The following is a 25797-nucleotide window of genomic DNA, read 5'->3' on the forward strand; positions in this document are numbered from 1 at the left end:
GCCGGCGATAGGGCCCGAAAGGTTACTTCCAGACCTGCGGGTTCACCAGGTCCTTGGGCCGCTCACCCAGCAAGGCGGCACGCAGGTTATCAATCGCCCGATTGGCCATCGCCTCACGGGTCTCGGCGGTCGCCGAGCCGACATGCGGCAGGGTCAGCGCATTGCCAAGGGCAAACAACGGCGACTGCGCCAATGGCTCTTTCTCATACACATCCAGCCCGGCACCGCGAATCGTGCCGTTCTGCAGCGCCTGCACCAACGCAGCCTCATCCACCACCGGCCCGCGCGACACGTTGATCAGAAACGCACTCGGCTTCATCAGTTGCAGCTCACGGGTGCTGATCAGGTGCGTGGTCTGTGCCCCCAATGGCACCACCAGGCAGACGAAATCGGCTTGCGCCAGCAGTTCGTCGAGGCTGACGAATTGCGCCCCCAGCTCCTGCTCCAACGCGGCCTTGCGGCTGTTGCCGCTGTACAGGATCGGCATGTTGAAACCGAACCGCCCACGCCGGGCAATCGCCGCCCCGATATTGCCCAGGCCGACAATCCCCAGCGTCTTGCCATGCACGTCGCTGCCAAACTGCGCCGGGCCCACGGTGGCCTGCCACTGGCCGGCCTTGGTCCAGGCATCCAGCTCGGCTACCCGCCGCGCCGCGCCCATGAGCAAGGCAAAGCCCAGGTCAGCGGTGCTTTCGGTGAGTACATCCGGGGTGTTGGTCAGGGCCAGGCCGCGCTCGTTGAAATAGGCCAGGTCATAGTTGTCGTAACCCACCGACACGCTGGCGACCACTTCAAGCTTGTGGGCGTTTTCCAGCTGCGCCTTGCCCAGCTTGCGGCCTACACCGATCAACCCGTGGGCCTCGGGCAGCGCTTCGTTGAACTGGGCACTGATGTCGCCGAGCTTGGGGTTCGGCACGATCACGTTGAAATCCTGCTGCAAGCGTTCGACCATCGGCGCAGTGATGCGGCTGAAGGCAAGGACGGTCTTTTTCATCGGCAAACTCTCGGCTGACGGTGGAGAATGGGTAGCACGCTATCATTCTCCACCGCCCCTGTGCAGCAAGATTTCAGTTGGCGATGCGCAGCTCGTGGGTCTTCAGGTCGGCCTCATGGGCGGCGAGGATTTCCGGCAGGGAGTTGCGCAGGTATTCGACCCAGGTCTTGATCTTGGCATCCAGGTATTGGCGCGACGGGTAGATCGCGTACAGGTTCAGCTCCTGCAAGCGGTACTCCGGCATCACCCGCACCAGGCTGCCATCGCGCAGGCCGTCGATCGCCGAATAGATCGGCAGTACGCCAACCCCCATGCCACTGCGGATCGCCGCATTCATGGCATCGGCCGAGTTCACCTGGAACGGCGCCTGGGTGATGTTGACCATTTCCTGGCCTTCCGGGCCGTCGAACAGCCACTTCTCCAACGGGATCACCGGGCTGACCATGCGCAGGCAGGCATGCTTGAGCAGGTCGGCAGGCTTGTGCGCAACGCCGTGCTGTTTCACGTAGTCGGGCGAGGCACAGACGATGCTGTAGGTGATGCCCAGGCGCTGGGAGACGAACCCCGAGTCCGGCAGCTCGCTGGCCAGCACGATGGACACGTCGTAGCCCTCGTCGAGCAGGTCCGGCACACGGTTGGCCATGGTCAGGTCGAAGGTCACTTCCGGGTGGGTTTCGCGGTAGCGGGCAATCGCGTCAATGACGAAATGCTGGCCGACCCCGGTCATCGAATGCACCTTCAACTGCCCGGCCGGGCGCGAATGGGCATCGCTGGCCTCGGCCTCGGCTTCCTCGACATAGGTGAGGATCTGCTCGCAGCGCATCAGGTAGCGCTTGCCCGCTTCGGTCAGGGCAATGCGCCGCGTGGTGCGGTTGAGCAGGCGGGTTTGCAGGTGAGCTTCAAGGTTGGAAACCGCCCGCGAAACGTTCGCGGTGGTGGTGTCCAGCTGTACGGCGGCGGCGGTAAAACTGCCGACCTGCGCTACACAGCTGAATGCACGCATGTTTTGCAGAGTGTCCATGGGGCGCTCTCAAAGAAGACGACAGAATTGTGACATGAAGTTACCTGGGGGTCTTCCAGACTAAAGCCGGATTATCGCCGTTTTCGTAACAAAGATTCGCAGTAATACACTCTTATCGCCAGTGCGGCCGCCCCCTAGAATTGCCTTCTCCAAGCGTCATCCACCTTCTTAGTCGGGAATTTGCAGCTGTGCCGCGTCGCATCATCAGAGCGCTCAATGCGCTCAGCGTCTGTGCCTTTAGCGTGACCTTGAGCGGCTGTATCGGAACTTGGGGCATTGCCCCGCAAAGCAAGACGTTGCACGCCAATACCCTGACCACCGACGCGGCGATCCGCGAGGCTGCCGCTGACGCCCACTGGCCCGACCAGCAGTGGTGGCATGCCTATGGCGACCCGCAACTGGACCGCTGGATTGCCCTGGCGGTCAAGGATAGCCCGAGCATGGCCATGGCCGCTGCGCGGGTGCGCGAAGCCAGGTCGATGGCTGGCGTAGTGGAGTCCGCGGAGCAACTGCAGGTCAACGGCGAGGCCACGCTCAAGCGGCACAACTGGCCTGAAGACCAGTTCTATGGCCCCGGTGCGCTGTCGGGCACCAATACCTGGGACAACAACGCGGCCCTGGGCTTCAGCTATGCACTGGACCTCTGGGGTCGCGAGCGCAATGCCAGCGAGCAGGCCGTGGACCGTGCGCACATGAGCGTGGCCCAGGCCCGCCAGGCCCAGCTCGAATTGCACAACAACATTGTCAAGGTCTACATCCAGTTGTCGTTGCACTTCGCCCAGCGCGACATCGTCAAGGCCGAACTCGAACAGCAGGAGCAGATCCTCGCCCTGGCCGAACGCCGGCTGGCAGGCGGTATCGGCACCCATTTCGAAGTCAGCCAGGCGCAGACCCCGCTGCCGGAAACCCACCGCCAGCTCGACGCCATGAATGAAGCAATCGCCCTGGCGCGCAACCAGCTGGCAGCTTTAGCCGGCAAAGGGCCGGGGGAGGGTGCGCAACTGCTGCGCCCGAGCCTGTCGCTCAATGCCGCGCTCAAGCTGCCATCGGCCTTGCCGGCCGAACTGGTCGGCCAGCGCCCGGACGTGGTCGCCAGCCGCTGGCAGGTGGCCGCGCAGGCCCGGGGTATCGATGTCGCGCATGCCGGCTTCTTTCCCAACGTCGACTTGATCGGCGGCCTGGGCTTCATGGCTACCGGTGGCGGCCCGCTGGAGTTTCTGACCGGGCGCAAGTTCAACTACAACCTCGGCCCGGCCATCAGCCTGCCGATCTTCGACGGCGGTCGCCTGCGCTCGGAGCTGGGCGTGGCCTCGGCTGGCTACGACATCGCCGTGGCGCACTACAACCAGACCGTGGTCGAGGCGCTCAAGGGTATCTCCGACCAGTTGATCCGCCGCGAGTCGATGAACGAGCAGCAGCACTTCGCTGCCGAGTCGGTGGCCTCGGCGCAGAAGACCTACGACATCGCGATGATCGCCTTCCAGCGTGGCCTGACCGACTACCTCAATGTGCTCAATGCGCAGACCCTGTTGTTCCGCCAGCAGCAGATCCAGCAGCAGGTCCAGGCTGCGCGCCTGAGCGCCCATGCCGAGTTGGTGACGGCGTTGGGTGGCGGCCTGGGTGCCGGCAACGATGTGCCGAAGGCCGACACCGAGGCCGCGCCGAAAACCCCGGGCAGCCTGGCCATTTTCGATAAAGCGGGCAGCGCACAATGAGTGCCGCGACCCTGCCGTTGCGTTGGCTGGCCTCCCTTGAATGGCGCCGTGGATTCTTTGCCTGGGCGCGGACCGACGGGGTGACCTGGGTCTACATCTTCAAGGTGCTGACCGCCGCGTTCATCACCCTGTGGCTGGCCATGCGCCTGGAGTTGCCGCAGCCGCGCACGGCGATGATCACCGTGTTCATCGTCATGCAGCCGCAAAGCGGGCATGTCTTCGCCAAGAGTTTCTGGCGGCTGCTGGGGACCTTGACCGGCTCCTCGGTGATGGTCGCGCTGATCGCCATCTTCCCGCACAACACCGAGCTGTTCCTGCCCAGCCTGGCCCTTTGGGTCGGGCTGTGTTCGGCGGGCGCGATGCGCTACCGGACCTTCCGCGCCTACGGCTTCGTGCTGGCCGGCTATACCGCCGCGATGGTCGGCCTGCCGGCCTTGCAGCACCCGGACGGGGCGTTCATGGCGGCGGTCTGGCGGGTGCTGGAAATCTCCCTGGGGATTCTCGTGTCGACCCTGGTCAGCGCCGCGATCCTGCCGCAGTCGGCCAGTGCCTCGATGCGCAACGCGCTGTACCAGCGCTTTGGCGTGTTCGCCAGTTTTGTCACCGAGGGCCTGCGTGGCGACAGCCAGCGCGACCGCTTCGAAAGCAGCAACGTGCGCTTCATTGCCGAAGCGGTAGGCCTGGAAGGCCTGCGCAACGTAACGGCCTTCGAAGACCCGCACATGCGTCGGCGCAATGGCCGGCTGGGGCGCATGAACAGCGAGTTCATGGCCATCACCACGCGCTTCAACGCCCTGCATCAATTGCTCGAACGCTTGCGCTCACGTGGCCCGTTGCAAATCGTCACGGCCATCGAGCCGGGCTTGAACGCGCTGGCTGAACTGCTCGATGGCTATGCCGGCCGCGCCCTGACCGATGCCGACGCCGCGCGTCTTGCCGGGCAATTGGCGGCCTACAAGGAAGACCTGCCGGAGCGTGTGCGCAGCTTGCGCGCGGCCTATGTCGAAAGCGGCCCGAGCGAGGCCGACCTGCTGGACTTCCACACGGCCTACGAGCTGCTCTACCGCTTCGTCGACGACATGCACAACTACGCGCAGACCCACGCTTCGCTGGCCGAGCACAGCCACGCCCGCGAGCAGTGGGACGAGCCCTATGTGGCCCAGACCAACTGGATGGTGTCGCTGGCGGCGGGCTTGCGCGCCTCGCTCATTCTGCTGGTGCTGGGCAGCTTCTGGCTGGCCACGGCCTGGCCCAGCGGGGCGATCATGACCCTGATCGCAGCGGCCACCGTGGGCTTGTCGGCGGCCACGCCGAACCCCAAGCGCATGTCCTTCCAGATGGCCTGCGGAACCTTGCTCGGCGCGCTGATCGGCTTCTTCGAAACCTTCTTCGTGTTCCCCTGGATCGACGGTTTCCCGCTGCTGTGCCTGGTGCTGGCGCCGGTGTTCGTGCTGGGTGCATTCCTCGCCTCGCGCCCGGCCTATGCCGGTTATGGGCTGGGCTTGCTGATCTTCTTCTCGACCGGCTCGGTGCCGGACAACCTGACGATCTACAACCCCTACAGCTTCATCAACGACTACATCGCCATGGTCATCGGCATGCTGGTGTGCGCGGCGGCCGGCGCGATCATCCTGCCGCCGAACAGCCGCTGGTTGTGGAGCCGGCTGGAGGAAGACCTGCGTGGCCAGGTGCTGTTCGCCTTGAGTGGCAAGTTGCGCGGGCTGGGCTCGGCGTTCGAAAGCCGGACCCGCGACCTGCTGCACCAGGCCTATGGCCTGGCGGTCGGCCAACCGCAGGTGCAGAGCACCTTGCTGCGCTGGATGTTCGTGGTGCTGGAAGTCGGTCACGCAATCATCGAGCTGCGCCGCGAGCAGGCGATTTTGCCGGTGCACCCGTGCTACGCCGAATCGCAGCCCTGGCGCCAGGCGATCCGGGTCATGGGGCGGGCGCTGGCGCGGCTGTTCCTGCAGCCCTCGGCGAGCAACCACGAGCGCGCGCTGGTGGCGGTAGACCATGCCATCAGCCGTGTGCAGGCCACCGATGAACCCTTCGCCCGGCACTTCGACACCTCGGCCTTGCGCCGGGTGCAGAGCTACCTGCATTTCATTCGTACTTCGCTGCTAGACCCGCAATCGCCGCTGGCCGCACTGGCGCCCGCGCAAGGACCGACCCATGCCCCGTGAAATCGCCTTCCATGGCGTGTACATGCCGACCATGACCCTGATGTTCCTGTTTGCCGCAGGGCTCGCCTGGGGGCTGGACCGGTTTATCGCCGGGTTCGACGGCTACCGCTTTTTCTGGCACCCGGCCTTGTTGCGCCTGTGCCTGTTCATCTGCCTGTTTGGCGCGATGGCGCTGACTGTTTACCGTTGAGAGCGAAGTTGATGAAAAAGTTTTTCAGCCTGCTTGCCACCTTGCTCGTGCTGGCTGCTGCCGTGGTGATCGGCCGGCAGCTCTGGGTGCACTACATGAACACGCCGTGGACCCGCGATGGCCGCGTGCGCGCCGATATCATCAACGTTGCCGCGGATGTACCGGGGTATGTGGTGGACGTGCCGGTGCGCGACAACCAGTTGGTGAAGAAGGGCGATGTGCTGATGCAGATCGACCCGGAGCACTACGAGGTGGCAGTGAAGCAGGCGCAGGCAATGGTTGCCTCGCGCAAGGCCACCTGGGAGATGCGCAAGGTCAATGCGCACCGGCGTGCCGACATGGACAACCTGGTGATCTCGCGGGAGAACCGCGATGATGCCAGCAACATCGCCACTGCCGCCCAGGCCGACTACCAGCAGGCGCTGGCGCAGCTGGCGGCGGCAGAGCTGGACCTCAAGCGCACGCGAATTCTGGCAACGGTCGATGGCTATGTGACCAACCTGAATGTGCACCGGGGTGACTATGCGCGCACCGGTGAAGCGAAGATGGCGGTGGTCGACAAGGACTCGTTCTGGGTCTACGGGTTCTTCGAGGAAACCAAGCTGCCGCATGTGCGGGTGGGTGACAAGGCAGACCTGCAGATGATGAGCGGTGAAGTGCTCAAGGGGCATGTGGAGAGTATTTCGCGGGGCATCTATGACCGTGACAACCCAGAGAGCCGCGAGCTGATCGCCGATGTGAACCCGACCTTCAACTGGGTGAGACTGGCGCAGCGGGTGCCGGTGCGGATTCACATCGACGAGGTGCCGCAAGGCTACCTGCTGGCGGCGGGTACGACCTGTACCGTGGTGGTGAAACCGCAGTAATTCAGTGCAGGCGCCGGCACGGCCGGCTCCTGCAAAAATATGGATTTACTCTTTTGCACATATCCATCCAAATGAATGCGCTAAGGTAACGAAGCTGTGGCGTGGGACGGTTTTACTCTCTCTGCCAAACCGCTGCGCTACGGGTAAGCTGCACGGACCACAGCCGACCCTCTGGACCCGTTGAATGGATGCTCGCTCATGCAATTCCCGGATATGAATCTTCTGGTGGCGCTGGACGCATTGCTCGACGAAGGCAGCGTTGTCGGCGCCGCCCGCCGCATGAACCTCAGCCCCGCCGCCATGAGCCGCACACTGACCCGCATTCGCCAGGCCGTCGGCGATCCGATCCTGGTTCGCGCCGGCCGTGGCCTGGTCCCCACACCCAAGGCCATCGCCCTGCGCAGCCAGGTTCGCCAGGTAGTTGAACAGGCCAACCAGCTGTTCACGGCCAATGACGATCTCGACCTGACAACCTTGGAACGCACCTTCAACGTGCGCGCCAACGATGTGTTCATCACCCCTTATTGCCCACCATTGTTCGAGGCCATGCGCCAGCAGGCACCGCGCACCGTGCTGCGCCTGATGCCGGAGGCTGAGGACGACGAGGATGACGCTCTGCGCGATGGCCGCCTGGACCTGTACGTCGGGGCCACTCGCGACCTCGGTCCGGAAATCAAGGTGCAAGGGCTGTTTTCCACCTCGTTCGTGTGCCTGGCGCGCAACGATCACCCGATATTCGATGACGAAATCACCCCCGAGCGCTTTGCCAGCTTCGAGCAGATCAGCGTTTCGCGCCGTGGCCGGGCGCGTGGCCCGATTGATGACGCACTCGCTGCACAGGCTTTGCAGCGACGCGTGGCGCTGATCACACCGAGCGTTCACTGCGCCATGTTCGCGCTGCTCGATGGCAGCTTGTTGCTGCCGCTGCCGGAGCACATGCAGTCGTGTGTTGCGCGCTTGGGGCTGCCGTTGCGCTCGTTCCGTATCCCCTTTGCCTTGGAGCCGGTGAAGGTCATGCAAGCCTGGCACGCACGCGTCGACAATGATCCGGCCCACCGCTGGTTGCGCCAGATCCTCAAGGCCTGCTGCAGCCGACACCAAATTTGACGGTTTTTTTACAGCTGCACCGGGTGCACTGATTGGCGACTGACTCGTCAGTTCAAGTCAATGGCTGGCGTTCACGGACGCGCCAGCTACGCTCGACACAGCCAGTGCTGGAACGCCGGTTTGGGTAGTTTGACTTTCATCCATAGAAGGACGCGGGCATGAATATTTCTTTGCACGGCAAACGCGCGATCGTCAGCGGCTCCACCGCTGGCATCGGTTTGGCCATTGCGTTCGGGTTGGCGGAATCGGGTGCCGAAGTGGTCCTCAACGGGCGCAGCAAGGCCCGGGTCGATGCGGCGGTGAAACAGCTGCGCGGCAAGTTCCCAGGCGTCAAGGTCAGTGGCGTGGTGGCGGACCTGGGGACGGCCGAAGGCGCAGAAAAACTGTTCGCCAAGGTGCCGCAGGCCGACATCCTGGTGAACAACCTGGGCATCTTCGAGCCCAAGGGCTTTTTCGAGATCAGCGATGAAGAGTGGCGCAACTTCTTCGAGGTCAACGTGATGAGCGCAGTGCGCCTGTCGCGTCACTATGCGCCGGGCATGGCCGAGCGTGGCTGGGGCAGGGTGCTGTTCCTGTCCAGTGAGTCGGCCGTGCAGATCCCGGTCGAGATGGTGCACTACGGCACCACCAAGACCGCCTTGCTCGCGGTGTCCCGTGGCTTGGCCGAAACCCTGGCTGGCACCGGCGTGACGGTCAATGCGGTATTGCCGGGGCCGACCCGTTCCGAGGGCGTGGGCGAGTTCTTCCAGAAGATGGCCAAGGAGCAAGGCCTGAGCAGCGACAAGATGGAAGCCAACTTCATCGCCGAGCATCGCCCCACGTCGCTGATCAAGCGCCTGGCGACGGTGGAGGAGGTGGCCAGCATGGTGGTCTACCTCGCCTCGTGCCAGGCCAGCGCCACCACCGGCGCGGCGTTGCGCGTCGATGGCGGCGTGGTGCGCTCGATTGTCTGAGGCTACAGCGCGCGGTTGAGCCCGAAGCGCTTGGCGAGGACTTTCTCGAGCAAGGCTTTGGGCAGCAGGGTAGCCAGCAACGGCAGCGCACGGCTGCCGTTGCCCAGGCGCACCAGCCGTGGGGTCGGGGTTTTCTGGGTGGCCTTGAACAGGCCTTCGGCAAACACCGCCGCCGGGGTCGGGTGATCCTGCGAGGCGCGGGCGCGGGCACGAATGCTGTCGCGCAATGGCCACCAGGCTGAGCCCTGGTCGAGCAGCTGCTCGGCCTCGCGTTCGGCGTTGTTGGCAAAGCTTGAGGCAATCGCCCCCGGCTGCACTTCCATCACCCGGATAGCAAACGGTGCCAGTTCCAGGCGCAGCGCATCGGTCAAGGCGTGCACGGCCGCCTTGGACGCACAGTAGGCGCCGGCAAACGGGGTCACCAGCACACCGGAGACACTGCCCACATTCACCACCAGGCCGCGGTTGCGGCGCAGCAGCGGGAACAGCGCGCGGGTGACGCCGACCAGGGCGAACACATTGGTTTCGAACTGGCGCTGCATGGCCTCGACCCCGCCGTCGAGCAATGGGCCCATGGCGCCGTAGCCGGCATTGTTGATCAGGATGTCCAGGCCGCCGTGGGCCGTGTCGATTTCCTCGGCCAGTTGTTGCAGCGCGGCGCCATCGTTGACGTCCAGTTGGCGGCCGGCGAAGCCGGCGGCTTGCAGGCGGGCGACGTCGTCGGGTTTGCGGGCCGTGGCCCAGACCGTGTGGCCGGCGTTCTTGAAACTGTCGGCCAGGGCGCGGCCGATACCGCTGGAGCAACCGGTGATAAGCACGAGGGACATGGCATGGGCCTGCTGATCGGGAAGAGTGGGCCGATCATACGGCATGTCGGCTAGTGCATATCAGCCAGTTCCAGGCGGATTTCTTCCAGGCTTGAGGTGCTGATCACCCGGGATTCGCCGTGGCTTGGCAGCAACACCTGTGAGGGCAGGTATTTGATGTGGCGCAGGGCAAAGATTTCCAGCAAGGCGCTGTGCAGAAAGTCTTCTTCATAGTCATCGACGTTGAATTCGTAGAGCTGCACGTCGGGGCGGCTGTTCGCCAACGTGGCGATCTGTGAATGCAGCTCGGCGCAGTACTGCCAGGCGCGTGAGCCGAGCAACAGCAGGCCAGGTGTTTGACGTGGGTGAGTGTCGAGCAGCTTGCTCAGGTCGGTGAGGTCCGGGACGGTGATCAGTGTCATGAAGGGGTCTTCCCTGAAGAAAAGACTCCATTCAACACGCAGATTTCAAACGGCGGTACTGGTAGAAATACTAGTTGGCAAAACTGCCCTGAAGGTGTTCGGCACGAAATTCCAGGGTTTGCGGGCGGTAGCCGGAGCGCAGTGGCGGCAGGGGCAGGCAGTCGCTCCAGCTGGCACCGGCCTGCAGTTCGCCGGGGCCGCGATAGCGTGGGGCGCTATAGGTGTTCTCGGCCAGGTTGACCGTGTCGCCGGGGGCGTAGGCAGCAACACGCCAGCGCAGCTCCTGCAGCGGGACGGTGTTGCCGTTGTTCATTTTGACTTGCAGCGGGCGGTCGACGGGGCAGTCTTTCGGGGCGTAGTTCAGGCGCAGTTCAAGGCGGGCCAGCTGGCTGGCCTCGCGATTGTCGAGCCAGACCACCCAGACCCCGACCAGGCCCAGGCCGAGCAGGGCGGCGAGGGAGATGGGCAAGGCTTTGGCGGGGTAACGCAGGAGAAGAATCAGCCAGGTGAGGATCAGCAGGATTCCGATGAACATGGTGGGCGCCTTGGGTGCAGTTACCATCCATCCTAATAGCGGTGCGGGGCGGCGACAACTTTAAAAGCATCGCCGGCAAAGCCGGCTCCCACAGGCAATGGCAGGGTTTCTGAAAGCACCGCCTTACCTGTGGGAACCGGCTTTGCCGGCGATAGGGCCCTACGGCTGACTACTGGGCAATGGTCTTGATCGACACCCCCCGCTCAATCGGCGTCGAGCGCCCGTAGATATCTTCGAAACGCTCGATATCATCCTCGCCGAGGTAGCTACCCGACTGCACCTCGATGATCTCCAGCGGGATCTTGCCCGGGTTGCGCAGGCGGTGGATCGAGGCAATCGGAATATAGGTCGACTGGTTCTCGCAGAGCAGGAACACATTCTCGTCACAGGTCACTTCCGCCGTGCCGGACACCACGATCCAGTGCTCCGCCCGGTGGTGGTGCATCTGCAGCGACAGGCTCGCCCCCGGCTTGACCGTGATGTGCTTGACCTGGAAACGCCCGCCCATGTCCACCGAGTCATACGAACCCCACGGCCGGTACACCTCGCAGTGGTTCTGGGTTTCGCTGCGGCCCTGGGCGTCCAGGGTATTGACCATCTGCTTGACGCCCTGGACCTTGTCCTTGTGGGCAATCATCATCGCGTCCTTGGTCTCGACCACGACGATGTTCTCCAGGCCGATCACCGACACCAGCTTGCCGTTGCCGTGGATCATGCAGTTGCGGCTGTCCTGCACCACCACGTCGCCCTTGGTGACGTTGCCGTTGGTGTCCTTCTCGTGCACATCCCACAGCGATGACCAGCAGCCGACATCGCTCCAGCCGGCACTCAGTGGCACCACGCAGGCGCGCTGGGTTTTTTCCATCACCGCGTAGTCGATGGAGTTGTCCGGGCAGCAGGCGAAGGTGGCCTCGTCGATGCTGACGCTGTCGCCGTCCTCCTGGCTGCGTTCCAGGGTCAGCACGCAGGTGTCATAGATATCCGGGTCATGCTTTTTCAGCTCTTCGAGGAAGCGGCTGGCACGGAACAGGAACATCCCGCTGTTCCAGAAATACCCCCCGGCCTTGACGAACTCGGTGGCACGCTTCTCGTCCGGTTTCTCGACGAACTGCGCGACCCGGCTGACGCCTTCGGGCAGCAGTGCATCCTGGCTCGACTTGATATAGCCGTAGCCGGTTTCCGGCTTGGTCGCCGGCACCCCGAACAACACCATCTCGCCTCGTTCGGCCGCCACGGTGGCCAGGGCCAGGGCGCGTTGCAGGGCCTTTTGGTCATCGATCACGTGGTCGGCCGGGAGCACCAGCATCAACTCGTCGCGCCCTTCAGACACCAGCTTCAACGCGGTCAGCGCCACGGCGGGTGCGGTGTTGCGACCGAACGGCTCCATGAGGATGGCCTGGGTCTCCAGCTTGAGGTTGCCCAACTGCTCGTTGACGATGAAGCGGTGGTCCTTGTTGCACACCACGATGGGCGCCTGCATGCCGTCGAACACCAGGCGCGAGAGGGTTTGCTGGAACAGCGTGTGTTCACCGGTCAGGGCCAGGAACTGCTTGGGGAATTGCTTGCGCGACAGCGGCCACAGACGCGAACCGCTACCGCCGGACAGGATGACTGGAATCATGAGTATTCTCCGAACGTTGAAAGGGGCAGGTGATTAACGGGTGGACACCGGGCGCTTGACCCAGACCGGCGACAGGCTGCTGCCGGAACCGGTCACGTAGAGCACGGCGGCTTCGCCACGCTCGAGTGCCACGGGCTTGAGGTCGCTGACTTTCTTGTCGCCTTCATACAGCGCCAGGCTGACCTTGACCGGGTTGATCTCGCGCTCGCCGCGCGCCTTGGCCGCGACCGGCTTGACCACTTCGGTCTTGCCATCGGCGGTCTTCAGGGTCAGGGCCTGGTCGCTGAGGTTCTGCACGCGTACCAGGGATTTCTGCTTGTTGCGAAACGGTGGTTCCTCGACCAGTTGCGGTGTGCCGCCGGCGTGGTTGACCAGGGTGTAGTAGTGGTCGGAGGCGAGCTTGACCGGCACGCTCTGGCTGCCGACCTTGGCGCTGTAGTCGCCTTGCGGCATGAAGCTGAAGTCACTGCTGGCCTGCGCGCCGACTTCGCTGATCTGGGTGTTGCCGACACTGGCGGCGACCGGTTGGTTGCTGGCGTTGTAGATGCGCACGAAGGTCGAGCCTTTCGGTGCACTCGGGCCATACAGCGCGGCATCGGCGCCGGCCCAGGCCTGCAGCGAGAGCAGGCTGATGCCGGCGGTCAGGGCGAAAGCTTTGGCAATACGGTGCTTGGTGGTCATGTGCGTTACCTCTCAGTGTTCCGTCCGATGGGACGACAGGGCCAGGTCTTGCTTGGCATTGCGGGTTTTTTTCAGCTGCGCGATCCACTGCGGATCGAAGGCGCTGAGGTCGTTTTTCATTGGCAGATAGCGTTCCGGGAATTCCCAGATCAGCACGTGTGGCGCGCTGTTTTTGAAGGCGTCGGTTTGCAGGTACTTGAGCATTGGCAGCAGCGGGCCATGGCCGTCTTCGGCGTAATTGACCACGTCGCTGCGCAGCGCCTGTTGCAGCGCACCGAGGAAGTTCCAGTGCGGGTTGGCGCTGTAGCTGGTGCCCACCAGCGCCACCGGGATCTGCTTGTCGGCGAACAGTGCGTCGTCGCCATCGGTGTTGCCTTCGGCCGGGCGGGTAGTGCGTTGTTGCAGGGTGTCCGGGGCGGGCAGCAGGTGGGTGAACAGCGGGTCCAGTGGCAGGAAGTTGGTCAGGTCACCTTTGTACGGCGCGCTGGGTTGGGTGTCGGTGACGAACAGCTCCGGGGTGTGGCTGAGCAGGTCCTGGCGGCTGATGGCTTCGGCCAGTTGCTGGGCCGCGACTTCGGCGCCCATCGGCGTCCAGTGCGAGTCGGTGCGCAGGAACACCTGGCCGCGGTCCTTGGCGCTCTGTAGCGGGGCGAGCAGGTCCGGGGCGAACACGCCGGCCTGGCGAGCCTGGGCGTGGAAGCGGCTGAACAGGTCGTCGTGCAGGCGGGTCGGGGTTTGCTCGCCGATGTATTCGGGGTACAGGCGCGCCTTGGCCGGGACGATCGCCAGGACCAGTTGCACGCCGTGCTCCTGCAGGGTGTCGCGCACCCCGCGGATCAGCGCCAGGTTTTCCAGCACGTGCTGGTCGGCGCTGGCCACCGGCTTGAACTCTTCATCGCTGAACAGCCACTGCTCGCGGCCCAGCACCACGCCGGGGCGGCCTTCGTTGAACAGTTTGAAGTCCATCGCCGCCCAGAGGTTGGTGCCGATGCGCTTGAGCGGGAACTCGGCGTCGTAATGGGTTTCGGCGGCCTTGGCCAGCTTGCCGTTGAGGGTGGTCATCTGCGCAGTGCGCTGGAAACTGCCCAGGCCGCCCAGCGACCACAGGCCCAGGCCCAGCAGCAGGGCGAGGAACAGCAGCGAATAGAGTTTGCGTAATGATCGGGTCATGGTCGGCTCACTCAGAACTGGAAGTAGAGGAACGGCGAGTAGCTTTGCGCCGAGAGTTTGAGAATCGACGCGGCGAACAGCAGCAGCACCAGCGCGCGGGTCATGATCTTGGTCCAGTCCAGGCGCATGACCTCGCCATCGGCGTTGAACGTCAGTGGTGCCGGGCGCGGCTCTGGGCGCGCATTGCGGTAGAAGTCACGCAGGCCGAAGAACGCCAGGGTCGCATAGGCCAGCACCAGGGTTGCCACTTGCAGGCCGGTGAGGTTGGCGCGGTTGAGTTCCGACAACTGCCAGTCGCCGAAGCTGAACATGGCCCCGTACATGCGCCCGGCGACGTGCAGGTTTTCCGCACGGAAGATCACCCAGCCCATCACCACCAGGAGGAAGGTGAAGGCCCACTTGATCGGGTTGAAGCGCTGCGGGTTGGTGTTCAGCCCCAGTGCCCGCTCGATGGCCAGCCACATGCCGTGCCAGGCGCCCCAGATGATGTAGGTGAAGTTGGCGCCGTGCCAAAGGCCGCCCAGCAGCATGGTCAGGAACAGGTTGCGGTAGGTGGCGAAGGTGCCGCCGCGGTTGCCGCCCAGGGTGATGTAGAGGTAGTCGCGCAGCCAGGTCGACAGGCTGATGTGCCAGCGCCGCCAGAACTCGGTGATCGACTGGCTGATGTACGGCTGCTTGAAGTTCTCCATGAAGCGAAAGCCCATCATCAGGCCCAGGCCGATGGCCATGTCGCTGTAGCCGGAGAAGTCGAAGTACAGCTGCGCGGTGTAGGCCAGCGCGCCGAGCCAGGCATCGCCGGTACTCGGGTTTTGCAGGGCGAAGCAGTGGTCGGCGACCACTGCCAGGGTGTCGGCGATGAACACCTTCTTGATGAAACCCTGCATGAACCGCGTGCAGCCCTCGGAGAATTTGTCGAGGGTGTGGGTGCGGTGGTTGAACTGGTCGGCCAGGTCGCGAAAGCGCAGCACGGGGCCGGCGATCAGGTGCGGGAAGATCGCGACGAAGGCGGCGAAGTCGATCAGGTTGCGGGTGGCCGGGGTATCGCCGCGGTACACGTCGATGATGTAGCTGATCGACTCGAAGATGTAGAACGAGATACCGATCGGCAACAGCACGTGGGTGAGGATGAACGGCTCAAGGCCGAACGAGCTCATGATCGCGTTGATGCTGTCCACGCCGAAGTTGGCGTATTTGAAGTAGCCGAGGATGCATAGGTCGACGGCAACGCCGAGCAACAGCCAGCGTTGGGCGGGCTTGGTGCGCACGCCGGCGGCGCCGACTTTCAGGCCGATCCAGTAGTTCCACAAGGTGACCCCGGCGAACAGCGCGAGGAAGTCCACCCGCCACCAGGCGTAGAACAGGTAGCTGGCCAGCAGCAACAGCAGGTTGCGATAGCGTTGCCCGCTCAGGTAGTACAAGCCGAGAAAGATCGGCAGGAACAGGAACAGGAACACATTGGACGAGAACACCATCCCGATCTCTCCTTGTCGTTATCCATATCGGGGCAGCAGCCCCCCAAACCCCCCATGAACATTCATGGGGAAACCTTCATTGCGTATGCCCTGCACTGACCCTGTGGGAGCCGGCCTTGCCGGCGATGCTTCCAGGGCTGGCGTGCGGCCCATCGCTGGCAAGGCCAGCTCCCACAGGGTTTGCGGGGTTAGTGCTTGCGGGTTTCGGCCTGCGGGTCATACACCCGCGTGACATCCCCACCCAGGCGGAAGCTCTTGAACGGCTGCATCTCGTGCTTCTTCTCCAGCGCATCGGCGCTGCAGCGATAGAGGCTGCACCACGGCTCCAGCCAGGCGTATTTGCTGTCGATCTTCAGGTCGTCCATGTCCTGCTTTTCACCATTCTTGGCCTTGAACGCACTCGGGTCCTCAACCCCCGACAGCACCCGGTCCCCCAGGCGCTTGAGCGCACTGTTGTTCTCGCCGCGCACATCCACGCCATTGGCCTGGGCGAAACTGGCGATCATTGCCAGCGGCGGCAGCGCATAGTTGTGGTACGCCAGCGCACGCTGCTTGCGGTGCAGTTCGTTGGGCAGGAAGCCCTGCGCATCCACCTGGTTGGCGCCGATCTTGTATTCCTTGATTGCCCAGTCGAACAGGTCACGCCGGTCAGTCGCGACCGCCGTGGCCATCACCGACCAGGCCGCCCAGTACGAGTGGTTGTTGATCTTCGCCAGCGGCAGATCGCTCCAGTCGCTGACCACCTGGTCGGCCAGGCGGCCAAACCATTTCTCGATCAGCTCGGCCTGCTGCTGATGCGCCGCCAGCGGGTGCGAATCGGAGAACTTCAGGCGCAGGTAGGCGGCGCTCATGCTGCCCAGCGCCCATTTGCGCATCGACTTGCCGGTGTGGTTGAAGTCCGTGGACATCAGCGCATCGGCGCGTGCCCAGGTGCCCAGCCACTGCAGCGTGCAATCGAGCTGTTGCGGGCGACCGTCGCGCATGTACTGCATCACCTGCTTGCTTACCCCGCGCTCCAGCGTGGTGATGCTCGCGGTGGAGTCGCGGAAGGCTTTTTCCGAAGCGCTGTTCAGCGTGGCGCGGGCCTTGTCCGAGCCCTCGTACTTGCTGCGAAACTGCAACGGGCCGGTATAGGGCGTCGGCACGGCCTCGCACTGGAAATCGTTGGGCCCGGTCTTGAGCTTTTCGATGCCGGCGCTGTAGCCCTGCGGCGGCACCAGCGCGGCGGCCTGTACGGCCGGGCCGAACAGGGCCAGGGCGAGCAGGCCGGGGGCGGCGATCTTGCGCAAATGGTTCATGTGCACCTCACTGGCCAGCCTGCGCAGTACGCTGCGCAGTGCCGGCAAAGTTGTTGCGTTTGCAAAGGGTGGCCTCGACTTTCTGGGTGCCGCTTTCCGGCCCCTGGACTTCCACCGCGAGCAAGGTCTGGCTGGCCCAGTCCTCGTCCTCGCGCAGCTGGAAGGCGAAGCGCCCGTCGGTGTCGGAGGTTTGCGGTTTCTCGATCTTCAGGTCTTCATGGCGACCGTTCAGGTACCAGAGGGTCGCCTGCAAGGTCTTGACCGAGGTGTCCTCGAACTTGATGTCCAGCTGATGGCGACCATTGACCAGGTCCTTGATCACGCCACCCTTGCCATTGACCATCAGCTCGTTCTTGCCAGGCTTGAGCGTGGTGTTCACCTGCATCTGCGCCGGCCGGCCTTCACAACCGTTGTCGAGCAGGGCGAGCATCTGCCGCCAGATGGTTTCCTGGTCCAGGCGGTACAGCGGCGAGAATTCCCAGATGAGAATCTTCGGCGGGTGCTGCTGGAAGTCGTCGCTGCCCAGGTACTGGATCATCGAGCCTTCCAGGCCGCCGCCGGGGAAGGCGACGTTGAGCACGTCGGCGCCGATGTACTGCTCCAGGAAGCCGGAGAAGTTGTAGTTCTTGCCACTGTGGCTGGTGCCGACCAGGGTGATCTGCGGGTTGCCGGAATCACCGAACAGATCGTCGCTTCCGCTTTCACCCTTGGGTTCGGTGCTGAACTGGTCCATGTACTGCACCGCGTAGCTGCTGCCGCACAGCTGGCCGGCAACGTTGTGCAGGGTGCCGGTCTTGCCCATGCGCCCGGACTTGTGGCTTTCGAACTCGCGCTTGGGCACGTCGGCGAAGGCCGGCATCTGGTGTACGGTTTCGGCTACCAGCTTGGCCGCGCGTTCGGCGCCATAGGGCGTCCAGTGCTGGTCGCCACGGAAGTAGAAGTCCTTGCCTTGCTGCGCGGCCGGCAGTTGCTCGTTGGTCAGCGGCGACAGGTCGGGCACGTTGTAGCCCATCTTGCTGAAGCGCTGGAGCATGGCCTGGTAGTTGTGCAGGGCTTTTTCGTAGTTGAACGCGGCCTTGTCGGCCGGCTTGAGCATGTTGCGGTTCACCAGGCCACGGGTCGGCTGGTACACCACCACCAGCTCGACGCCGCGTGCCTTGAACGCATCGTGAATCTGCTGCAGGCGGCGGTAGCCGGCCGGGCTGGTGTCGAATTCGGTGCGCAGGTCTTCGCGGGTACGGAACAGCCAGTCGCCCTGGGCTTGGACCAGGGTGGTGAAGTTCTGCTGGTAGCGCGTGGTGTAGCGGCTGGCATCGTGCGCTTCAGGGCACAGTTGGCAGCACGGTTCGGCGCTGAAGCTCGGCGCCTGCACCTCGGCGGCGCGGGCACCGTTGCTGATCGCCAGCAGGGCGGCGCTCAGGCCAAGCAGTTTCATCAGGTGTGGGGTCATGTGGGCTTCCTCAATCCGCCATTTCGGTCTGGCGTTCGACCGGGTCGATCAACACCGCTTTCTGCTGGCGCACCATCAGGTCGAGAATCTCGTCCTGCCGTTCACCCAGCACGCCGGAAAAACTGATGCCGCTGGCCTTGCTCGGCGCCAGCATCGACACCCGGTACAGCTCGACGCTCAGCGGCGAGTCGATGGACAGCGGGCCGCTGCCATTGGCCGCCAGCTCGCCACCGACCACGATCAGCGAGACCTTGGTATCGAACGGGTCGAGGGCGATGTCGCGGTCGGTGTCGGACAAATCCTTGATGTGCCCGTATACCCCGACCAGGCCGTTGGCCATGGCGACGTTTTCGTACAGGCGGATGTTCACGCTGTTGCGCACCCGGATGCCGTGGCGGCGGTTGCTGATCAGCTTGTTGCCCCAGATCAGGTTGTCGCCGCTCTCGTACAAGGTGATGCCGTCGGTGTGGTTGCGGTAGATCTCGTTGTAGGCGATCAGGTTGTTGACGCTGTTGCGGTCGATCACCACGCCGGAGAGCTTGTTGTCGAAGCTCTTGTTGTTGAAGATCCAGCTGTCGTTGACCTCACGCGAAACGATGATCCCGTGCTTTTTCTTGGTCCCGTGGACGGTGTTGCCGGCGATGATCAGCCGATGCGAACGGTCGTGCGGGTCGATGCCGTAGACGATGTTGTCGCGGTAGGTGCTGTCCTTGACCACGAAGTCGCTGGTCTCGTAGCAGTAGAAGCCGTACCACATGTCGCTGAACTCGGAGCCGATGATCCAGCCGGTGGGTTCCTCGCGGCCCATGGTCTTGGCCATGTTCGGCGTGTACTGCGAGATGCTCACGCCGTACGACTTGGACTTGGCGTAGCCGAAGCTGGCCATCTTGCTGTTGACGATGTAGGTCTCGGTGCCGCCCCACGACAGCAGGAACGGACGGAACTCCGAGGGCGAACGGAAGGTTGCCGGGCCGTTGTCTTTCTCGCGCCAGCCATTGACCTGGGTGTCGGTGACGAACAGCTTGCCGTCGTTGACCATGAACGCGCCGCCTTCCTGGGACAGGCGCAGCTCCTTGACCTTGCGATCGATCTCCAGCACGCCGCTGTGCCCGACCACGATCGGCAGGCGGGCGAGGTACACGCCCGGGGCGGTTTCGCGCAGGTACTGCTTGGGCACCTGGCGGGCCAGCTCGGTGAAGTCGACATGCCCGCCGTCGATGAAGATCGCCTGGGGGATGCCATGCTGGCGCGCGACCCATTCGGCCATCTTGTTGTCGCCGCCGATGAACTCCTTGAGCGCATCTTCCTGGAGCATGCGGCGCACCGAGACCTTGCCCTTGTGGCGGCGGTCGATCTTGTTCTGCACGGCCTCGGCGGTGTAGCCGGTGAGGTCGGGCAGGGTCGGCGGCGCCAGGTGCAGCGGCTCGATGGGCGCGCTGCTCACGGTGTAGGTCTTGGCCTGTTGCAGTTCCTTGGCCACCGGCGTGCTGGCCAGGGCGATGCTGCTGCTCAGCAGCAGGGCGCCGGCGAGCAGGGCATGGAACGGGTTCGCTTGAGGACTCATGTCATTGCACTCCAGGCCTTAGAAACGCCAGATCACGTCAACGAAGGCGCGGTGCATGTACGAGTCCGCTTCCTTGCCATAGGCGTCACCCGGCTTGAACACGCCGCCCCGGAATCGCACCATCGCCGACGGCTCGTCGATCGACTGGCTCAGCGCGGCCGGCAGCAGGCCCTGCTTGAAGTACTTGGTGACGACCAGGTCCATTTCCTGGCCGAGGTCTTTCTCGCCCTGGATCAGCGGACGGTTGATGCCGTTGTCCTCGACCACCGCGTTGATGCCGCTGCTGCCGATGTTCTGGTCGCCATCGACGCGCCAGAACTTGTGGTAGACCAGGCTCGCGTCGTAGTCGTCGCGCAGTTGCCAGGAGGTGAACAGGGTGGCGGCCTGGAGGTTGCCCAGCTCGCCACGGAAGGCTTCGCCGAAGCGGTGGACGCGCGCGCGGGTGCCGGTGAAGTTGGAGCGGTTGCTCTCAAGGCCGGTCTGCTCGTAGTTGCCCGAGCCATCGCTGCCGCCGCCACCGCTGCCACGGGCATAGGCCGCACCGACTTGCCAGTTCGGGTCCAGGCGCAGGCGGATGCCGAGGTCGGTGGCCCAGGCATTGACGTCGCCGCTTTGTTTGCCACTGGCCACTTGTTCGCCGTTGACCGTGGTGGTGCCGAGGGTGTCGCGGTCACCGCTCAGCCAGGTCATGCTGCCCCAGTAGTTGAGGGTGTTCTGGTTGCGCCAGTTGTAGGCGTCGCTGTTGGCTTCGATGCCCAGCCAGGTGAGGTCGCCGGTGCGGGTCTTGTCCAGGGCGTCGACACTCTCGCCGGGGTTTTTCAGGTTGCCGTCGTCATGGGTGTGATGGGCGCGCAGGCCGACCCAGTGGCCGGGGGTCCACTGCGCGGCGACGTCGCCGTAGACGTGCAGGCGGTCCTTGTCTTCCGGGGCCAGTTCGGTGAGGTCGGTGCGGTATTCGCTGAAACGCTCGGCCATGCCCAGGTTGGCGCGCAGCAGGGTGGTGTCGAAGGTCCAGTTCAGCGCTTCGATATTGCTGTCGCGCCACATGCCGTCTTCATTGCGCAGGCGCTGGCGGCCGAAGCGCAGTTGCTCGCCGGGGTAGGCGGTCAGGCCGCTGTAGCCGACCCAGAATTCGCGCATGGCCAGGTAGCTCTTGTCCGCTTCGCGGCCATGGGCCCGGCTGGTGTCGGCTTCGGCTTCATCGCCGGACTGGCGCAGGGTGTCGGTTTCGATGATGTCGGTGGCGGTGACCGCCTGGCCCATGGCGTAGGCGCTCCAGTTGCCGCGCTCGCCATACACCCAGGGGCGCAGGTCCAGGCCGATACCGTTGACGTCGCCACCGGAGCGGGTGCCCAGGTCGCGGTCATCTTCCGATTGGCCGGTGACTTTGACTTCCAGGCCGAAATTCTTCTCGGCGGTCATGGCCGCCAGGGTCGGGCACGACCAGAGCAGGGCGAAGCCCAGGCCCACGCCGGCTTTCATCCAGGGGTTGAGTGTCATAGGGAATCCTCTGCGCCTTGGTCGGCTGGTTCTTGAACGGCGTGCAGGGCCAGGGCAGCGGGGCCGGGGCCAATGGCACCACGGGCCTGGCGCTCCTGCTGCAACAGGCGCTGGGCCTGGGCTTTCTGCGCGGGGTTGAGCTGGGCATCGAGTTCAGCGACCAGCGCGTTGGATTGCTCGCTGGGGTTGGCTTGCGCCAACTGGCCGAAGACCCAGGCGTTGACCAGGTCCTTGCGGATGCCGTGGCCTTCGCTGAACAGCTGGGCCAGGGCGTAGTCGGCGCTGAGCTGGCCACCACGGGCGGCGTTGAGCAGATGGTCGACGGCCTTTTGCGGCTCGACAGTGCCCAGGTAGCCACGGCGGTACAGCTGGCCGAGGTAGTAGTGGGCGCTGATTTCACCCGCCTTGGCGGCGGCGAGCAGGTGGCTTTCGGCTTTCTGTGCGTCGGCCGGGACCACCTTGCCTTCGTAGTAGAGGCGCCCGAGCAGCAGTTCGGCGCGCGGTTGCTCGGTGTTGCGGCCGTTGTCGATGTACTCCAGCAACTTGTCGGTGTCGCCCAGTTCGGGGAAGTCGTAGAGCAGCTGCGCAAGGCTGACCCAGGAGCCGGGGTTGTTCGGCGCCACCTGTTCCAGCAGGGCCTGGGCGGTTTGTTCGTCGGTCTGGCCGAGGCTGCTGTCAGCCAGTACGCGGGCGACGCTGTCGACCCGCGTGGCGGGGACGGCGCCGCGCTGGTAGGCGGCCTTGAGCTGGTCGATCAGGGCCGTGCGTTGATCGGCCTGGCCACGCTTCTGGTAGACGGTGGCGAGCTCGACGTAGCAGATGTCGGTGCTGGCCAGCGCCGCCTTGCAGATTTTTTCGACGTCATCCAGGTGCTGGTCGTAGCTGTTCTGGGTGCGGTACAGCAGGACCTGGGCCAGGCCCGCTTCCGGGTAGCCAGCGCTGCGCCATTGATCGACCTGCTGCTGGGCGTTGATCTCGGGGAAGCTCTGCGGGTATTGCAGGTAGAGCATCGCCAGCGGGATCAGGGTGTTGCCCTCGCCGTTGGCGAAGGCTTGCTTGAGCAGGGTTTGCGCTTCCTTGCGCTCGGCTTCGCTGCTGTTCGGTTTGCTGGCGAGCAGGCGGCCGAGGCGGGCCTGGGCGCGTGGCGAAATTTGGGCGGCGGCGCGGTAGGTGTCTTCGGCCTGTTTGAGCTGGGCCGGGTCGCGGGTTTCCACCTGGATATCGGCCAGGCCTACTTGCGCCTCGCTGTAGCCGAGGTCGGCGAGCTGGCGGTAGGTGCGCTCGGCGAGGGCGGTATCGCCACGCTTGAGGGCTTCGTTGGCCAGGCGCTGGTCGGGCAGCCCGGCACAGCCGGCGAGGGTGACGGCAAGCGCCAAGCCGCACAGCTTTATGGCGTAACGCGACCCCTGTGGGAGCCGGCCTTGCCGGCGATGGGGCGCACAGCGGCCCTCACTGGCAAGGCTGCGCCTTGCATCGCCGGCAAGGCCGGCTCCCACAGGATCAATGAATGTTGGAGTAGTCACCGGCAGATCCCCCTCAAAGCCCGCGCGCAACGGCTTTATCGATCAGCCAGTCCAGCGACGGGCCACGGTTGCTGTCGACCGCCACCGGGCGACCGGCCAGCTCTGCCGGCAACGCAGCGTCCGGCTTGATCTGCACGCGGATGTCCGAAGACAGGTCTGCACTGTTCAGGCTGGCGCTGCTGACGATCTGCCCCAGGCGAATCTCGTCTTCACCGGCAATCTGGAAATGCACCCGGCTACCCGGACGTACATCCTCGAACTGGCGATAGCTGAAGCGTGCCTCAACCGTCGGCACCGCGGTGCGCGGCACCAGCTCGAAGATCGGCGCGCCCTTGGCGGCGTACTGGCCGTCATCCACCAGTTGCTTGGCCACCACGCAGTCACACGGGCTGGTCAGGGTGCCGCTCATTTGCTTGCCGAACAGTTCTTCAACCTTGCTCGGGTCCAGTTGCTGGTCATCCAGATGACCCTTGAGCAGGTCCAGCATGCTGGTGCTGAACGAAGCCAGTGGCGCGCCCTTGATCACGCTGCCAGCGCTCTCGACCAGGCTCTGCACGGTGCCGTCACGCGGCATGGTCACGGTGGTGGTGGGCACGCTGACCACGCCGGCCTGGGCATGGCTGACGAAGTAGACGTTGTAGACCGACTTGGCGATGAAACCGAACGCCGCCACCCCGACCACGAACACGCCAAGGCTGAAGGTCACCGCCTTCAGGCGGCCAAAGGCGCTCAGGCCACCGCTGTTGTCTTTCTGCTTGCGTGCCTTGGTGAAGTTGTCGCGCTGCAAGGTGCCGAGCACGTCGCCCATGCTGATCAGCTCACCGGACAGGTGCGAGGTGATGATGTGGCGCAGGGTGGCGATGTCGCGCGGTTCAAGGCTCTGGAACTGCACGCCGGTGCGGCCGCTGCCGGCATCGTAGGAACGCACCTGGTACTCGACATCCATCGACAGGCCCAGGTTGTCGACCACGAACTGCAGGCGACCGCGCAGCACTTCGCCGACTTTCAGCGGCTGCTTGGCATGGAAGCTCAGGCCCCCGGCAGACAGGTCGTCGACCTTCACTTCAAGGGTTTCGCGGTTGCTTCCCAGGTAGCGCAGCTTGGCCGGGATGCGCACCCGGGCGTGTTGGCGCTGGGCTTCGGATTCATGCACGACATTGACGTTCACGGCGGTATTCATGGTGTTGTTTTCCTGTTGGATCCGGAGGGGCTGCGGCTCACACGACCATGAACAGCACAGCAATGAAGATGCTGGCCGCCGAGAAGGTCATGGTCCGGGAAGACCAGGTGTTGAACCATTGTTGAAAGCTCGCCAGGTCGCGCTTGAGCGCCGTCGGCTGGCGGGTCCAGGACTGGCGGTCGAGGCGGAAGAACACGTAGATCTTCATCACCGCGCCGACGATCTGGTTGTAATAGAGAATCAGCGGGTAGGCCGGGCCGATGGCGTGCCCTGAGCACAGCAACATGATCGTCAGGATCAGCCGGGTGATGCCGATCCACAGCAGGTACACCAGGAGGAACGCCGGGCCGAACTTGAGCGCGGCGATCACTGCCACGGTCAGCCCGAGCAGGCTGGTCCACATCGATACGCGCTGGTCGAACAGCACCACGCTGGTGAACAGGCCGAGCCGGCGCATGCCCAGGCCGAGGGCGCGGGAGTTCTGCCGCAGGTTGTTGCCATACCAGCGGTACATGAGCTTGCGGCTGGCCTTGATGAAGCTTTTTTCCGGCGGATGCTCGATCGTGTTGATCGCCGCATCCGGCACATAGAAGGTGTCGTAACCCAGGCGCATGAGGCTGAACCAGCTGGACTTGTCGTCACCGGTGAGGAACTTGAAGCGGCCCAGGCGCCAGTGTTGCAGCGAGTCGTTCTCGACGTCGGCGATGAACTCGGGGTTGGTCACTACGGCGGCGCGGAACACCGACATGCGCCCGGTCATGGTCAGCACGCGCTTGGACAGGGCCATCGAGCACATGTTGATGTGGCGCTGGGCGAAGCGCAGCTTGTGCCACTCGCTCATGATGTAGCCGCCACGCACTTCGCAGAATTCGTTGGTGGTCAGGCCACCGACATTCGGGTAGAGCTTGAACCAGGGCACGGTCTTGCGCACCACGCCTTCGCCGAGCACGGTGTCGCCGTCGATCACCGCGACCACCGCGTTGGCATCCGGCAGGTGCCGGGAGATGGCGCGAAAACCAAAGGCCAGGCCATCGCGCTTGCCGGTGCCGGCAATGCGCACGAAATCCAGGCTGACGCGCTCGGGCGGGTTGTACTTGGCCCACAGGCTTTTCACCAGCAGCTCATCGGACATCTCCACCAGCGAGCAGACCACGGTGGTCGGGTAGCCGCAGTCGATGGCTTCGCGAATCACCGAGCTGTAGACCTGCGCGGTGGTCAGCGCATCGATGCGAAAGCTGGTGACCATCAGGTATACGTGCGACGGGTCGGCCGCGTCGCCCAGCTTGCGCACTTTGCGCCGCAGGTGCGGGTAGACCACGTAGAGGAACAGCATGCCGCGCACGAAATGCGTGGCACCCATGGAGTAGCGCCAGATACCGACGGCGCCGACCAGGAAAATGAAGTCCTTCGAGTCAGGGTCGAAAATGGTGTTGGGCAAGGCCAGGGCGATCAGCATGAGCAAGCTCACGTAGAACAGCCAACCGGCGACCTGAAGCAGGCCGTGCTTGAGCCTTTGCATGTTCTGTATCCGTATCGAATGGAAAGG

General features: G+C 64.2%; 22 protein-coding genes. 6 read left to right on the forward strand and 16 right to left on the reverse strand.

The genetic code is table 11. From position 1 onward, the window contains the following. Positions 1-22: 22 nt before the first annotated feature. Both M5G11_RS04660 and M5G11_RS04665 read right to left on the reverse strand, forming a co-directional pair. Positions 23-994, reverse strand: a complete 972-nt coding sequence (locus M5G11_RS04660; protein WP_273909405.1) for a 2-hydroxyacid dehydrogenase — start codon at positions 992-994, stop codon at positions 23-25. Between the two features lie 73 nt (positions 995-1067). Next, the gene (locus tag M5G11_RS04665; protein ID WP_273909406.1) at positions 1068-2015 is read right to left on the reverse strand and encodes a LysR family transcriptional regulator; all 948 of its coding nucleotides are present in this window, start codon (positions 2013-2015) and stop codon (positions 1068-1070) included. 188 nt (positions 2016-2203) lie between these two features. Between M5G11_RS04665 and M5G11_RS04670 the strand changes: the two genes are divergently transcribed. From M5G11_RS04670 to M5G11_RS04695, 6 genes are all read left to right on the forward strand, one after another. Then, positions 2204-3730, forward strand: a complete 1527-nt coding sequence (locus tag M5G11_RS04670; protein WP_273909407.1) for an efflux transporter outer membrane subunit — start codon at positions 2204-2206, stop codon at positions 3728-3730. Beyond that, a complete protein-coding gene (locus M5G11_RS04675; RefSeq protein ID WP_273909408.1) occupies positions 3727-5913 on the forward strand; it encodes an FUSC family protein in 2187 nt (728 codons plus the stop codon). Before M5G11_RS04670 ends, M5G11_RS04675 begins: the two co-directional genes overlap by 4 nt. Then, on the forward strand, positions 5903-6103 hold the full coding sequence (locus M5G11_RS04680) for a DUF1656 domain-containing protein (RefSeq protein ID WP_273909409.1): 201 nt from the start codon (positions 5903-5905) through the stop codon (positions 6101-6103). The genes M5G11_RS04675 and M5G11_RS04680 overlap by 11 nt, the downstream gene beginning before the upstream one ends. Positions 6104-6114: 11 nt before the next feature. Beyond that, positions 6115-6969: an efflux RND transporter periplasmic adaptor subunit gene (locus M5G11_RS04685; RefSeq protein WP_273909410.1), complete on the forward strand. Its 855-nt coding sequence runs from the start codon at positions 6115-6117 to the stop codon at positions 6967-6969. Positions 6970-7167: 198 nt separating this feature from the next. After that, positions 7168-8076 carry a LysR family transcriptional regulator gene (locus M5G11_RS04690; RefSeq protein ID WP_273909411.1) on the forward strand — a complete coding sequence of 303 codons (909 nt, stop codon included), beginning with the start codon at positions 7168-7170 and terminating at the stop codon, positions 8074-8076. A gap of 158 nt (positions 8077-8234) precedes the next feature. Beyond that, complete coding sequence (locus M5G11_RS04695; protein ID WP_273909412.1) at positions 8235-9029, forward strand: SDR family NAD(P)-dependent oxidoreductase; 795 nt, start codon at positions 8235-8237, stop codon at positions 9027-9029. Positions 9030-9031: 2 nt separating this feature from the next. Here M5G11_RS04695 and M5G11_RS04700 read toward each other — a convergent pair whose 3' ends face one another. From M5G11_RS04700 to alg8, 14 genes are all read right to left on the reverse strand, one after another. Then, the gene (locus tag M5G11_RS04700) at positions 9032-9856 is read right to left on the reverse strand and encodes an SDR family oxidoreductase (protein WP_273909413.1); all 825 of its coding nucleotides are present in this window, start codon (positions 9854-9856) and stop codon (positions 9032-9034) included. Positions 9857-9906: 50 nt separating this feature from the next. Further along, on the reverse strand, positions 9907-10257 hold the full coding sequence (locus M5G11_RS04705) for a hypothetical protein (protein WP_273909414.1): 351 nt from the start codon (positions 10255-10257) through the stop codon (positions 9907-9909). Positions 10258-10327: 70 nt separating this feature from the next. Further along, positions 10328-10792: a multidrug transporter gene (locus tag M5G11_RS04710; RefSeq protein WP_273909415.1), complete on the reverse strand. Its 465-nt coding sequence runs from the start codon at positions 10790-10792 to the stop codon at positions 10328-10330. 169 nt (positions 10793-10961) lie between these two features. After that, positions 10962-12413 carry a mannose-1-phosphate guanylyltransferase/mannose-6-phosphate isomerase gene (locus tag M5G11_RS04715; RefSeq protein WP_273909416.1) on the reverse strand — a complete coding sequence of 484 codons (1452 nt, stop codon included), beginning with the start codon at positions 12411-12413 and terminating at the stop codon, positions 10962-10964. A gap of 33 nt (positions 12414-12446) precedes the next feature. Next, positions 12447-13094, reverse strand: coding sequence for an alginate O-acetyltransferase AlgF (locus M5G11_RS04720; RefSeq protein ID WP_273909417.1), 648 nt, complete (start codon positions 13092-13094; stop codon positions 12447-12449). Between the two features lie 12 nt (positions 13095-13106). Next, positions 13107-14264, reverse strand: coding sequence for an alginate O-acetyltransferase (locus M5G11_RS04725; protein ID WP_273909418.1), 1158 nt, complete (start codon positions 14262-14264; stop codon positions 13107-13109). Between the two features lie 11 nt (positions 14265-14275). Next, on the reverse strand, positions 14276-15736 hold the full coding sequence (locus M5G11_RS04730; protein WP_273909419.1) for an MBOAT family O-acyltransferase: 1461 nt from the start codon (positions 15734-15736) through the stop codon (positions 14276-14278). Between the two features lie 188 nt (positions 15737-15924). Continuing rightward, the gene (locus M5G11_RS04735; protein ID WP_273909420.1) at positions 15925-17034 is read right to left on the reverse strand and encodes a mannuronate-specific alginate lyase; all 1110 of its coding nucleotides are present in this window, start codon (positions 17032-17034) and stop codon (positions 15925-15927) included. A 7-nt stretch (positions 17035-17041) separates the two neighbouring features. Continuing rightward, positions 17042-18484 (reverse strand): alginate O-acetyltransferase, encoded by a 1443-nt coding sequence (locus M5G11_RS04740; protein ID WP_273909421.1) that lies wholly within the window; start codon positions 18482-18484, stop codon positions 17042-17044. Between the two features lie 10 nt (positions 18485-18494). Continuing rightward, complete coding sequence (gene algG, locus M5G11_RS04745) at positions 18495-20048, reverse strand: mannuronan 5-epimerase AlgG (protein ID WP_273909422.1); 1554 nt, start codon at positions 20046-20048, stop codon at positions 18495-18497. An 18-nt stretch (positions 20049-20066) separates the two neighbouring features. Then, on the reverse strand, positions 20067-21548 hold the full coding sequence (locus M5G11_RS04750) for an alginate export family protein (RefSeq protein WP_273909423.1): 1482 nt from the start codon (positions 21546-21548) through the stop codon (positions 20067-20069). Further along, the gene (gene algK / locus M5G11_RS04755; protein ID WP_273909496.1) at positions 21545-22939 is read right to left on the reverse strand and encodes an alginate biosynthesis TPR repeat lipoprotein AlgK; all 1395 of its coding nucleotides are present in this window, start codon (positions 22937-22939) and stop codon (positions 21545-21547) included. Before algK ends, M5G11_RS04750 begins: the two co-directional genes overlap by 4 nt. 145 nt (positions 22940-23084) lie before the next feature. Continuing rightward, positions 23085-24251: an alginate biosynthesis protein Alg44 gene (locus M5G11_RS04760; RefSeq protein WP_273909424.1), complete on the reverse strand. Its 1167-nt coding sequence runs from the start codon at positions 24249-24251 to the stop codon at positions 23085-23087. 37 nt (positions 24252-24288) lie between these two features. Beyond that, entirely contained in the window at positions 24289-25770 is a 1482-nt protein-coding gene (gene alg8, locus M5G11_RS04765) for a mannuronan synthase (protein WP_273909425.1), read from the reverse strand. Positions 25771-25797: the final 27 nt, after the last annotated feature.

Source organism: Pseudomonas fontis, assembly GCF_028656955.1.
GTDB classification, from domain to species: domain Bacteria; phylum Pseudomonadota; class Gammaproteobacteria; order Pseudomonadales; family Pseudomonadaceae; genus Aquipseudomonas; species Aquipseudomonas fontis.

What these genes read in the sequence shown, in the direction of transcription:
- M5G11_RS04660 (WP_273909405.1), bottom strand. Translation starts at nt 994, where the DNA reads ATGAAAAAGACCGTCCTTGCCTTCAGCCGCATCACTGCGCCGATGGTC.
- M5G11_RS04665 (WP_273909406.1), bottom strand. Translation starts at nt 2,015, where the DNA reads ATGGACACTCTGCAAAACATGCGTGCATTCAGCTGTGTAGCGCAGGTC.
- M5G11_RS04675 (WP_273909408.1), top strand. Translation starts at nt 3,727, where the DNA reads ATGAGTGCCGCGACCCTGCCGTTGCGTTGGCTGGCCTCCCTTGAATGG.
- M5G11_RS04680 (WP_273909409.1), top strand. Translation starts at nt 5,903, where the DNA reads ATGCCCCGTGAAATCGCCTTCCATGGCGTGTACATGCCGACCATGACC.
- M5G11_RS04685 (WP_273909410.1), top strand. Translation starts at nt 6,115, where the DNA reads ATGAAAAAGTTTTTCAGCCTGCTTGCCACCTTGCTCGTGCTGGCTGCT.
- M5G11_RS04690 (WP_273909411.1), top strand. Translation starts at nt 7,168, where the DNA reads ATGCAATTCCCGGATATGAATCTTCTGGTGGCGCTGGACGCATTGCTC.
- M5G11_RS04695 (WP_273909412.1), top strand. Translation starts at nt 8,235, where the DNA reads ATGAATATTTCTTTGCACGGCAAACGCGCGATCGTCAGCGGCTCCACC.
- M5G11_RS04700 (WP_273909413.1), bottom strand. Translation starts at nt 9,856, where the DNA reads ATGTCCCTCGTGCTTATCACCGGTTGCTCCAGCGGTATCGGCCGCGCC.
- M5G11_RS04705 (WP_273909414.1), bottom strand. Translation starts at nt 10,257, where the DNA reads ATGACACTGATCACCGTCCCGGACCTCACCGACCTGAGCAAGCTGCTC.
- M5G11_RS04710 (WP_273909415.1), bottom strand. Translation starts at nt 10,792, where the DNA reads ATGTTCATCGGAATCCTGCTGATCCTCACCTGGCTGATTCTTCTCCTG.
- M5G11_RS04715 (WP_273909416.1), bottom strand. Translation starts at nt 12,413, where the DNA reads ATGATTCCAGTCATCCTGTCCGGCGGTAGCGGTTCGCGTCTGTGGCCG.
- M5G11_RS04720 (WP_273909417.1), bottom strand. Translation starts at nt 13,094, where the DNA reads ATGACCACCAAGCACCGTATTGCCAAAGCTTTCGCCCTGACCGCCGGC.
- M5G11_RS04725 (WP_273909418.1), bottom strand. Translation starts at nt 14,264, where the DNA reads ATGACCCGATCATTACGCAAACTCTATTCGCTGCTGTTCCTCGCCCTG.
- M5G11_RS04730 (WP_273909419.1), bottom strand. Translation starts at nt 15,736, where the DNA reads ATGGTGTTCTCGTCCAATGTGTTCCTGTTCCTGTTCCTGCCGATCTTT.
- M5G11_RS04735 (WP_273909420.1), bottom strand. Translation starts at nt 17,034, where the DNA reads ATGAACCATTTGCGCAAGATCGCCGCCCCCGGCCTGCTCGCCCTGGCC.
- M5G11_RS04740 (WP_273909421.1), bottom strand. Translation starts at nt 18,484, where the DNA reads ATGACCCCACACCTGATGAAACTGCTTGGCCTGAGCGCCGCCCTGCTG.
- algG (WP_273909422.1), bottom strand. Translation starts at nt 20,048, where the DNA reads ATGAGTCCTCAAGCGAACCCGTTCCATGCCCTGCTCGCCGGCGCCCTG.
- M5G11_RS04750 (WP_273909423.1), bottom strand. Translation starts at nt 21,548, where the DNA reads ATGACACTCAACCCCTGGATGAAAGCCGGCGTGGGCCTGGGCTTCGCC.
- M5G11_RS04760 (WP_273909424.1), bottom strand. Translation starts at nt 24,251, where the DNA reads ATGAATACCGCCGTGAACGTCAATGTCGTGCATGAATCCGAAGCCCAG.
- alg8 (WP_273909425.1), bottom strand. Translation starts at nt 25,770, where the DNA reads ATGCAAAGGCTCAAGCACGGCCTGCTTCAGGTCGCCGGTTGGCTGTTC.